Source organism: Tropicimonas sp. IMCC6043, from assembly GCF_004146235.1.
Taxonomy (GTDB): Bacteria; Pseudomonadota; Alphaproteobacteria; order Rhodobacterales; family Rhodobacteraceae; genus Tropicimonas.
Genome location: NZ_SELO01000079.1, coordinates 1 through 10,508, shown reverse-complemented (window position 1 = coordinate 10,508; position 10,508 = coordinate 1). Strand labels below are relative to the sequence as shown.

The 10,508-nt window shown below is 62.7% G+C and carries 9 protein-coding genes; 3 read left to right on the top strand and 6 right to left on the bottom strand.

All coding sequences use genetic code 11. The features are described from left to right. A partial coding sequence (locus tag EU800_RS25030) for an NAD(P)/FAD-dependent oxidoreductase (RefSeq protein ID WP_129636198.1) occupies positions 1-1,183 on the bottom strand: 1,183 nt, incomplete at its 3' end. Positions 1,184-1,938: 755 nt separating this feature from the next. Here EU800_RS25030 and EU800_RS25025 point away from each other — a divergent pair. From EU800_RS25025 to EU800_RS25015, 3 genes are all read left to right on the top strand, one after another. Further along, positions 1,939-2,727, top strand: coding sequence for a hypothetical protein (locus tag EU800_RS25025; RefSeq protein WP_129636197.1), 789 nt, complete (start codon positions 1,939-1,941; stop codon positions 2,725-2,727). Then, the gene (locus tag EU800_RS25020) at positions 2,724-4,685 is read left to right on the top strand and encodes an MFS transporter (RefSeq protein WP_129636196.1); all 1,962 of its coding nucleotides are present in this window, start codon (positions 2,724-2,726) and stop codon (positions 4,683-4,685) included. The genes EU800_RS25025 and EU800_RS25020 overlap by 4 nt, the downstream gene beginning before the upstream one ends. A 90-nt stretch (positions 4,686-4,775) precedes the next feature. Beyond that, positions 4,776-5,720, top strand: a complete 945-nt coding sequence (locus EU800_RS25015) for an ABC transporter substrate-binding protein (RefSeq protein WP_207210008.1) — start codon at positions 4,776-4,778, stop codon at positions 5,718-5,720. Positions 5,721-5,884: 164 nt separating this feature from the next. On the opposite strand, the gene EU800_RS29050 is transcribed toward EU800_RS25015, so the two are convergent. The 5 genes from EU800_RS29050 to EU800_RS24990 all read right to left on the bottom strand — a co-directional run bounded on the left by EU800_RS29050 (position 5,885) and on the right by EU800_RS24990 (position 10,368). Beyond that, positions 5,885-6,124, bottom strand: a complete 240-nt coding sequence (locus EU800_RS29050) for an HGGxSTG domain-containing protein (protein ID WP_305798596.1) — start codon at positions 6,122-6,124, stop codon at positions 5,885-5,887. Positions 6,125-7,145: 1,021 nt separating this feature from the next. Continuing rightward, positions 7,146-8,903 carry a DUF927 domain-containing protein gene (locus tag EU800_RS25005; RefSeq protein WP_129636193.1) on the bottom strand — a complete coding sequence of 586 codons (1,758 nt, stop codon included), beginning with the start codon at positions 8,901-8,903 and terminating at the stop codon, positions 7,146-7,148. After that, the gene (locus EU800_RS25000; RefSeq protein ID WP_129636192.1) at positions 8,903-9,778 is read right to left on the bottom strand and encodes a toprim domain-containing protein; all 876 of its coding nucleotides are present in this window, start codon (positions 9,776-9,778) and stop codon (positions 8,903-8,905) included. The genes EU800_RS25005 and EU800_RS25000 overlap by 1 nt, the downstream gene beginning before the upstream one ends. Then, entirely contained in the window at positions 9,775-10,143 is a 369-nt protein-coding gene (locus EU800_RS24995) for a hypothetical protein (RefSeq protein ID WP_129636191.1), read from the bottom strand. Before EU800_RS24995 ends, EU800_RS25000 begins: the two co-directional genes overlap by 4 nt. After that, the gene (locus tag EU800_RS24990) at positions 10,144-10,368 is read right to left on the bottom strand and encodes an AlpA family transcriptional regulator (protein ID WP_129636190.1); all 225 of its coding nucleotides are present in this window, start codon (positions 10,366-10,368) and stop codon (positions 10,144-10,146) included. Positions 10,369-10,508 lie beyond the last annotated feature (140 nt).

The following is a 10,508-nucleotide window of genomic DNA, read 5'->3' as shown; positions in this document are numbered from 1 at the left end:
TGTATGCCTCCTGCTCTACGACGTGGATCGTGCCGGCGGCCAGCGACGCCGAGGAGTCGAGACCGGCGAAGTATACACCAGGCACCGAAACGCAGCCCGTTTCAATTGGCTGTCCTCGATTGTCGAGTGCACCCGGAACTTTCAGCCAGGAGAAGTCGCCAATAAATCCCGTCGACCAGATGACGGTCGAAATGCCTTCAGCCTGCGGATCGAGTCGTAGGATCGGCGGATCAGGCAGTTCTGGCGCGAGTGTTTCGGCGGCATCCGGCGCGCCAGGTGGTGCGTCAATTCCGTTTTCTGCAATATAGGCATCTATTCCGTCACGAACTCTCTGCGCATTTTCATCGCCATATTCCACACTCTCGGCAAGGCTGTCAGTGAAGGTCAGTGTGCCGTCCGGCAGCACGGACTCGAAACGCCCCAGAAGCGTGATCCCCAATGCGCTGAGAGATTGCAACGAGATCGTGTGCGTCGCACCGAGCAGGGGGCGCCCACCGTCATGGGGCCGCGGTTGCGCCATTTGTCCATTTTCGACCAGCCACAGAATGACGTCCTTTCCACGGTATCTGCGGGGAACCCGGCCATTTCTGCTGGTGGACAGAAATACCTTCCGGCCAGCCAACGCGATATCTTCGGCAATCTGGCCGCCGGAGTTTCCGCAGCCGACCACCAAGACCGCGCCTTCGGCCAGAGCGCGCGTATCGCGATAGTCCGAGCCATCCATTTGGTTGATCTCCGGCGAAGGACCAGCCGCTCCGACAGGGCGTCTCGGAACATTTAGGTTGCCGGTTGCGGCCACCACATTATCAGCCGTTATCGTTCCTTCGTCGCTGGCGACAACGAAACCACCGTTTCGCCGTTCAACCGACTGAACCGCGGTTCGTGTGCGGACCGGAAGCGAATGGCGCCGGGCGAAACCCTCGACCATGTCCACGAATTCTTGGCATGTCATGAAGCCCTCGGGGTCGTCTCCCTGGTAACTGTCGCCCGGCATCACCGTCAGAACATTCGGCGTGTTCATACGGAACGCAGACCATCTTTGGGTGCGCCAAGTTTCACAGATCCGCGACCGCTCGAACACAATGTGGTTGAGGCCAGCTTCCTTCAAAGCGTAGCTCACGCCAATACCGGCCCATCCCCCGCCGATCACAACCACGTCGTAGTGAGTGCGTCCGTCCTTCATGTGCCCAGCTCCATGATCCGACGATCTCGGACAGCAGGATAGCACCTTTTCTCGTTCAATTGACGGGTAAGTGTTGCCTTCAAATGCGGGCACTTTCCCTTTGCAGGCGAGGGTGCCGAACTTTCGCTTGGGGCTCTTCACGGCCAATCGCCGCTCCGGGTAGGAATAGCGGCTTCCGGTTCAGACCATGATGCTGCACACGCGAAATACTCACGCGTCATGACCGGCAGCTCAGCGCAGGGAGCCGACCTGTAAGACAAGGGAGCGCCAGGTCTCGCCCAACGAGGCCACAAATGGCAGGTTTGCCGACTTTTCCGCCGTTCGCTGCAAGCGCGAGGGCTCAGGACGTTCGCACGTACCGGCGGTTAGAAAGGGCAAAAAGCCGACCTTCTCTGCAGGCGAACAACAGCAGCGTAATATACCAATTGTTGGCCACTACCCCGCTCGAACCTCGGCTGCGAATTCTGCTACGTGGCTCGTGGGATTGGGCGATTTCAAGCATGTGGAATCAGCGTCCCCAAGCCGCAAGATGATGGCACGAGATTATCTCGCGCTGATGTCCGACTGAAAGGCAAATCACCGAATTACCTTACAACGTTCCGCAGAAAATCGGTTGATTGCTCGCCCGCATCTGCATCGAAGCGCGTTCGAGGGAAGCAACCCGGGTAAAACTGAACATTTGACGCGATGCTGCTGATACGACACGGTTGCCATGAAGTGACCATGATCCGAATTCGATGCGTTGGGGAGGAACGATGGCTTTAATCTGGCGCGTTCTCGTCGCCATCATTGCAGTCAATCTCGTCACGCTGACCGTATTTGTTGGTCTCGCTACACTGCAATACAACGCCATCCTCTCCGGCCTCATCCGTGATCGGCTCGTCGTTCTGATTGAAAAGATCCGTGATCCTTTCGAGGCTGTCGCGGATATTGGCGTGCCTCTATCGACGGTTCGCAATGCAAACGCCATTCTAGAGCGCGCTCGGCTGAGTGACGACTCGATTCTCGGCATCTATGTGATCGATTCCCAGAACAACGTCGTACAGGTCGCTGCAGACCGCACGCTGCCGCTCGACACCCTGCTCGCCGGGCGGCCGGACGACGGCAGCGTGGCGTGGCAAGTCGAGACCCGTGGAAGCTTCGTGATTGGCACAATTATCCGAAGTTCATTCGGCGCCAATGCCGGGTCGATAGTCGTTGAATACTCAAAACGCGAGGCGAAAGTGCAGGTGCTTGCCATGGCCACACTTCTCGTTCTGCTCGCGGGCGGCGTATTGGCGGTGTCGGTCGTGATCGGCTGGCTCATATTGCGGCGTGTCCTCGCGGAACATGTCCGGGTATTCGAAGGGTTTCTGGAGAGTTTCGACGCCTTCGAAATGGGGTTCTGGCGTGGCTTGGGGAAAAGGACTGCGCCGGAAAACAACGTCAAGGCTCTCGGTCTGGACACCACCGAATTTCGCGAACTCCTTGAAACGTCAGAGGACCGCTACCGCCAGAAACGTGCGACCATGCGGGGACAGGAACCGGCGGGTAACAGTCCATGAGCCAGATGGATCAACCTGGGCGTGTTGCTGCGCGTAGAGTTATCCTCTGGGTTGCGCTCTACGTTTGTGTCTCGCTCCTTGCGCTGATGTTCGGCTCCTTGCGAATTTTCGACATCGCGATCCAGCCGGAACTGGACCGACGGTCACAGCTTATAGCCGAAACAATGCGCGACGGTTTTGAACGCGCAATGGAGGCGGGCATTCCTCTGGAATCCGTCTCTGGCGTCGATCGCTACATCACCGAAATCATGGATGAGTTCGAGGATGTACAACGCATCTCGCTGACAACCTCGGATGGAAACATCCTCGCCCTTGCCGAGCGACCCGAACCGACTTCGAGGTCCGTCGCGGAACGTTTCACCCCCGTGGGATCGCAACAGCAATCGGTCTTTGCTCTTCCAATCCTGGCCCGAAACATTCTCGTCGGCGAGATCCGGATCGAGGTCGATCCCGCCTTGGTGCGCACCCACCTGCAGGACGTCATGCTCGATGTCTTTGTCGTTGGGCTAATCTCGGTCCTCTTGGCCTTCGAATTGACAATCTCGGTCATGGCGGGCGCACTAGGCAAACCGCTCGACCGAATTCTGACACTACTGCACATGCAAGCCGCCGGTAGCTTTCGCCATGTCATTCCGGCGCCGGATTCGGGAGGTTTAAGGCGAATTGCACGGCGTGTCTCTGATCGCGCGCTTGATCTCGCCGAACGTACGTCTCGGCAGGTCGACCTGACCCGCCTGCCGCAGGCCTATTTCGTCGATGTCCGTTTGCCGCTGCTGATTTTCTCCGTTGCGACCGAGATCAGTGGCGCCTTTCTGCCGCTCTATGCTCGAGATGCCGGCGCCCCGGATTGGATGAGCTCGGACCTTGCCGCGACCGCCCCGCTGTTGGCCTATCTTGCGGCAATCGCCTTTCTTGCTCCCTTCAGCGGCTGGCTTGCGGAGGCGGTGGGCCCGCGCAAGCTGTTCCTGTCCTGCATACCGCTGACGGCTCTCGCGATGATCGGGGTCGGCGCCGGGCAATCGGCGCTGTGGATTGCTTTCTGGTTTGGAGCTATGGCGCTTGTTTATGCGGCGGCGACCATCGCGTGCCAGGAATACGCGATCCGCACGGCGCCGAAGGGCGAAGATGCCCAGGCCATCGGCAGCTACCTCTTTGTCATTCTCGGTGGCGCGTTTGCTGGCACGGCCTTGGGCGGAGTTCTGGCCGACCGGATAGGCGAAGGCCCGACCTTCTTCGTCGGCGCCGGTCTCGTCCTCTTGTCTGGCCTTCTCGGCGCGCTGACGATGTCGCGGCGTGTTCCGACGCGCGGTGAAAGCCGCCAAGCAGGGCGCGGAACCGCTAGCAGAAAAGCCATTCTTCTTAACCCGCGATTTGTTGCCCTTGTCGTCGGTTCAGCGGCCACAATGAACATCGGCATGTCAGTTTTCGTTTGGTATCTGACACCGCTGATGCTGGAAGCCGCAGGCGCGCGGCTGGCAGACATCGGACGGGTTATGATGGTGTTTTACCTTGTGCCCGTGATCACGGGGCCCGCGATCGCGCGATTTGCCGACCGGCGCTTCGGCTATGCGCCGCTACTCATCGCTGGCACGATGCTCTCAGGATTGGCGCTGGCATCGCTTGCGCTCTGGAGCGGTTTCTGGGCGATGTTCGTTGTGATCGCGCTTTTCGGTTTCGGCTACGCACTGAGCGATGCCACGCTCTATGCGCAGGTCATAAGGATCGCCGAGTCCAGCGGACATCCCGAGAGCCGCGGCACGGGCCTTGCGGCGGTTCGACTGATCGAGCGGTTGGCGGCGATTCTCGGCCTCGTCACCGGCGCGTTGCTCGCTTCGACCTTTGGCTACACCGCACTCGCCGTGATGATTGGCTTCCTTATGTTGGCCGGTTCGGCGCTGCTGTTGATCGTCGAGGGCGGCTGGTCTTTACTCGTTCGAAACAAACTAGAACAATTCTGACCTTTCCTGGTCGGCTACATAGGTTGGGAGGCCCTTGAGATGCCGCGCATTTTATCTGTTCTGGCGCTGATCACGGCTTGCATCGCGACCGTGGCCGCCGCCGAGACAAAAAAGATCTACGTGGTCACTTGGGAACATGAATGCGAACACTCATGTCAGGGATTCATCGAAACGATCGAAAACAGCGGGTTCGACGCGGAGGTGATCCTGCGGCTTTCCGAGCAAGACAAGTCGAAGTTTCCAGGGTTCATCGAGGAGGCGAGGTCCCTGAAAGCCGACCTTGTGGCGACCTATGGCACAAGTGTGACGTTGGGTATCGTCGGGCGAAAGGCGGATGATGGGAAGGGCACTCACATCGAGGGCATTCCCGCGGTCTTCTGGTATGTGGCCGATCCCTTCGGAACGGGGATCGCCGAGCGCTTCGAAGGCAGCGGAAGGTCACATGTCGCAGGCACCTACAACCGGGTTCCGGAGGCCGTGAACATTCGCACGATTCGGAGCATCAAGCCTGACTTCAGGCATTTGGGGATACTTTACAACGGCAACGAGCGGAACTCTCTGATTAAGGTCGAAGAGCATCGCGCGCTGTCCAAGGAACTCGGCTACGATTTTACCGCCATCGAAATCGATCCCGGCAATCCAGACGCTCCGGACCCTGCACTCATCCCGGAACGGATGAAGGCGTTGGCCGAGGCCGGTGTCGATTTCATCTACCTTGGCTCGAGTTCCTATCTACGTATTCACGCGGAGGTTTTCACCAGTTCAGCCGTCGAAAATGGACTGCCGGTTCTTAGCCCATACGAGGAACTCGTGCGCGAGAACCACGCGCTGGTCTCCATTGCCGCAAAGGCGCATGACGTGGGGCGCGTGGCGGCAGAACAGGTGCTGCGAATCCTCCGTGACCAGAAAAAGCCGAGTGAATTGCCGATCGCTCAGGTGACGGATTACGCTTACGTCGTGAACATGGATGTCGCCCGAAAGCTTGGTTTTTTTCCACCCGTGGAAATCCTTCAGGTCGCCGAGACAATCCACTGAGGAATGGGCCTTGGCACTGCAGACGGACTTGTGGGTCGGACTGGCAACGAAAGTCCGCTTGGGGCCGTACCCGACGTTAGAATGGATGCTGCACGTGCGATGTAGCAAGAGAAGGCCAAAGTCGACTTTGCGCAGGAAGCGGACATCTCTTTCGATCTCAGTCGCTACCGACCCTCGTCGACTTCTTCGATGAGGGAACGCATCGAGCGGAGAAGAGCAGACAGAGCCCGCCGCTCGGCGATGGCGTCGGCGGCGTAGAGGCCATTCTTGCGCGCATTGTCATTCCCGATCGGGGCGCCCGGAGATCTTCCCCCGTGCATTCGGCAGCGGCCGTTCGCCATCGCGGGAGACCGGCACGGGCTCCCGGACCGGGTCTTCGCCCCACAGCGGGGGCTCAGGTGCATGGGCAATCTGCTTTGCATGGGGTTGTTCCTCGATCTTGCTGTGATCCCCTCCCCCCGGTCGTTCGACGGTGCCGACCACGGCCTGTCCGCCGGCGTGGACGTGGACATGCTCGACCGTAACCTTCTGCTGCCCCTTGCCGCGATGCTTGTTCAGCGCGTCGAGCAGCGTCGCCCAGGTGCGGGAGAGCTTGTTCGCCTGGTTCAGGTTTTCCTTGCGCCCCTCGAAGGTCTGCTCGCCGATCATGGCGCGGCGGTAGCACTCCATGGCGGCGTTGTGGGCGGCGAGGAGTTGCGCTGCCATCATGCCCTCCAACTCGTCCCTCGGTGCGATCCCGCGCAATCCCGCCACCATGGAACTCGCCAATCGGTCACGGTCTGCCGCGTCCGCGTTGCTCATCCAGAGCGACCCGGCCACCTGGTTAGTGAGCATGCTGTTCCAGTTGTCGGACAGCGACCCACCGAATTCCTTGAGTTTGCCCTTCCGGTCCTCCGGATCATTGGGATCAACGGTAATTGACTCGTTGCCCTTGGGTTTCCTGGTTTTCGTCATTCCACTGTCTCCCATTTCCGTGTCATCCCATTCCAGAGCCGGCCGTTCGGCCCATGGCGCTCCCACTCCGACAGCCGCCGCCAGGCTTCGAGCGAGACGACGCGGCCTGTCCAGGTGCGCGGCCGACTGTCAGTCGCAACGCCGGGATGGCGTTCTTCCGGTTGCCGTTCGAGATCCGGACGTTCGCCCTCGGATTTCCGGGTGCGTTCGGCCGCCGCGTCCCAAATGGCCTCGATCGCCTCGGGGGTCCGGGCAACGCCATCGTCCTGATCCGCGGTCGGACCGCTCGGACCACTCGGACCGCATTGTTCTGATTGGCATATTCCGGTCCGACTGGCTCCAAGGGAGGTCAGACCGCTCGGACCGCGGTCCGACTGGTCCGAGCGCATGGGGGCGGGGTCGGACCGGATTAGACGAACGATGTCAAAGCGGTCCGAGTGGTCCGACCGGTCCGAGCGGAATTGAGCCTGCTCAGTCATCTCCCGCTCCCAGGATCTCGCCGCTGACCACGTAGACGCGGGGTCGGTTTGGCACCGATCGCGGTGCTCGCTGGGCAAGGTTGTTGCCATCGCCCGGGGCGAGGTAGCCGGCATCCCGCACGTGGCGCGCGGCATCAACGGTGTCGGCACCGGAATGGATGTCGCGCCAGGCATCGGCGCTGATGTAGTAGGTCGTGCCGGAGCGCCAGCCCGCGCGGTTGAGAACGGGCCGCGCATCTTCTTCATCGAGATCTTCGAACCGCGATATCCCATGGGCCGAGATGAACGCACGCAGGCGCTGCAACGCCTCGCGCGCCTCCGTAGGTCCCGCACCACCGCGGCCAGCAAGCCAGAGCCCGAATACGTCGAGGGCCGCGTCACGTGCCGATCCCGCTGGCCAGCCGCTGATGCCCCAGGCAGTGGCGAGTTCGCCCGCCGCCGCGATCAGGCCGAGCCGGGCAAGCGCACGGCTGGTCTGGCCCTCGGAGACAAGATCGAACCGTTGCATGGCATGATCCTTGAACCCCGAGGCAAAAGCGCGGCTCTGCCGGGTGGCTTCCTCCATGTCGACGACAAGACGTTCGACGAATGCCGGTCCGGCCGTGCCATAGGCCGCCGCCGCCATGCGGGTCACCGCTTCCGAGAAGGCGGCCGCATCGGCGTGGTCGTGCAGGATGTCAAAGGCGCCGTAGAGCCGGCCGTCCGCCTGGATGTCCAGCAGCCGAACCTCCTGTCCGGCACGCACGCGCTGCCCTGCCTCCGCCAGCTTGTCGGCCAGCCGGATTTCACCACTCGACAGGATGGCGGTGCGCCACCGGGCCGCCGGTCGGGCTGTTCCCGCCCGCGTTGCACGTGCCTTGCCCTGGCCGTTCGCCAGCATGTAGGCGGTGGCTCCGGCCTCGCGTGCCGAGATCTCGCCCATCTCGTCCAGCGCGATCAGGCTTCCATTGCAGGCCGCGGCCGTGCCTTCCAACCCGTTCGATGTCGCCCGCCAGGACTGAAGGAACCTCGGGGAGCCCCAGACCGAAACCGCCGCTCGCAGGATGGTGGACTTGCCGCGTGAGGATGCTCCGCGCAGATGCAGACCGCCACCTTCGGTCTGCAGCGGTTCCAGCAGAGCCCCGGCGAAGGCCAGCGAGACGGCGACAATCATCAGGGGATTGCCAGTGCAGGCTGCGCCCACGCTATCCCGCCATTGTTCCAGTGTCCCGGAGCACCGCATCTCGGCCGCCGCTCCGGGCGCATGTTCGGACTGAAAGACGACGTTGTCATCTCCGATCACGCGGCCGGACCCGAGCACGAAGGCGGAGCAGGTCTCGTCTGCCCACCCCAGCCGCTCGGCGGTGGTCGCGCGGACCTCCGGTGTCCAGGTCTGAAGCAGATCCGAGAAGACCGCGCGGGCATTTCGCGAGGTGCTGAGACGGAGACCGAGCCTCATGCATTCCCGCCTGAGTTCGGTGCCGTCGCCGGCGAAGAGTTCTGCCGGCATCGCCCAGCGGTGCCGATTGCCATCCGGATCGACAATCTCGACCAGCCGTCCCCAGCCCTTGCCATCAGCGCCACGTGGCAGGGCCAGCACGCGGATGGGCGAGCAGAGCCAGCGCCATTCACTCTCGCCGTCCTTCTCCACTTCGTAATGGATGCCATCGGGCCGGAGACTGAAGCCGCGCGGAGGCGGGTTCGCAGAGTCCGCTTCCGCCTGGCTTGCCTCCTCCGCGGTCATCTCGAAGGGTCTGATCGCTAAAGCCATCACGCCGCCTCCTCTTGCAGGAGGTCGTTGAAGTCGAGGCCGTCACCTGGATCGGCGATGTGAACACTCCATCCCGCGGCAGTGGCGCGCCTGGCAACCCTCCGGCCGGCCATCCGGCCTGCATCCTCTCCATCGACCGCGACAACGAGGGCGCCCGCAGTGTCTGGCAGCCGAAGCGCCGCCATCCCGCTGGCGCTCAACGCCGCCCAGACCGGTCCCGCCGCCGGCAACAGGCCGCAGCGCAGGCTGAGCGCGGTCTCGATGCCCTCGGCGACAACCAGTGGACCGGCGCCCTCGGCAAACCGCACGGCGCCTCCCTTGACGCTGCCGAGCATGGCCTTGTCGGGCGACACACCGGCCTTGCCGCCGCCATCGGCGCGCAGGTAGGTGCGATGGACTGCGAACCTGTCAGCGCCATCGACGCGTGCAATCATCGCCGGCAACATCCGGGCGCTGGCGTGCCAGCAGGCCGGATGGAAGCGCAAGGTCTCGGGCAGGTCGCAGGTGATGCCGCGGCCCCGCAGGTAGCGCTCCGCGACCGTGCCGCCGATGGGCCGGGCCTCCCGCCACAGGGCGAGGGCCTGCCGCCGGCGTTTCTCGGCCTCGGCCCGCTGCTCAGCCTCGCGCTGCGCGATGACAGCCGGGTCCGGGCGTGCATAGCTGCCGGGGACGATGCCCGCGGCGGCCAGGATGTCCGCGAAGGCGCAGCCGGACTTCTTGCAATGGGCCAGCAGCCGCCCGTTGCCGCCATCGGCAAGCGTCAGGGCATCCTGGTCCTTCCGGCCTTCCGGCTGGCAGACGGGGCAAGGCGCGGTGCCGTAGCGGCCATGCCAATTGCCGCCGAGTGTGCGGGTGATGGAAGAAGCGTCCGTCATATCGCGCGCTCCCCATCGTTTACGGCCGCACAGGCGGGATTTTCGTCAGCCTCGACAGCGTCGGGTGTGGCGACACTTGTGCAGGCGGGTCCGGAAATTCCGGCGCCCTGACGCGCCAGATTGAACCCTTTCGGCACAGTGCCCATGCGCAGAGGCCAGAGCGGGCAATCGGTCCGGGAGCATTTGCGCACCTCTTTCGCGTCCATGGCGCAATCGAGGCATTTCGACCGGATGGCCTTGAGGCCGATCAGCAGGGGGTGACCGATCCAGTTAACGGCCGGGATCTCGCGCGGGTCGCGGCCAATCAGTTCGCCGCCATCGCTGGCGAACGGAGAGACCTGGAGCAACGGATTCAGGACGGCCACCTAAACACCCGTGCTTTGACGGCCGTTCATCCAGGCGAGAATGTCGCTTTCGCGCCACGCGACCGCGCGCTTGCCGAGCCGAACCGGCTTCGGGAAATCAGGGTCATGGTGCGGGCTGCGCGGGTCCATCTTGGCGTAGATGGAGGACCGGGAGAGGCCGGTCATCTGCTCAACCATTGGGCGCCGCTGGAAGCGGTCGTTCTGTTGGGGGTGGCTCGTCGGCATGTCGCATGTCCTTGTGTCAACGGCGGTGCGATTTCCTGCCAGAGGGCAGCACAAAATCCGGCCAGTTCCAGCGTGATCGGCGCCCCGGCAGACGCGCTCCCTATGTAGCTGGCGGTTGCCGGGGCGCCTTGGTCCGCGAG

What these genes read in the sequence shown, in the direction of transcription:
- EU800_RS24990 (WP_129636190.1), bottom strand. Translation starts at nt 10,368, where the DNA reads ATGCCGACGAGCCACCCCCAACAGAACGACCGCTTCCAGCGGCGCCCA.
- EU800_RS25000 (WP_129636192.1), bottom strand. Translation starts at nt 9,778, where the DNA reads ATGACGGACGCTTCTTCCATCACCCGCACACTCGGCGGCAATTGGCAT.
- EU800_RS25020 (WP_129636196.1), top strand. Translation starts at nt 2,724, where the DNA reads ATGAGCCAGATGGATCAACCTGGGCGTGTTGCTGCGCGTAGAGTTATC.
- EU800_RS25005 (WP_129636193.1), bottom strand. Translation starts at nt 8,903, where the DNA reads ATGGCTTTAGCGATCAGACCCTTCGAGATGACCGCGGAGGAGGCAAGC.
- EU800_RS25025 (WP_129636197.1), top strand. Translation starts at nt 1,939, where the DNA reads ATGGCTTTAATCTGGCGCGTTCTCGTCGCCATCATTGCAGTCAATCTC.
- EU800_RS29050 (WP_305798596.1), bottom strand. Translation starts at nt 6,124, where the DNA reads ATGCACCTGAGCCCCCGCTGTGGGGCGAAGACCCGGTCCGGGAGCCCG.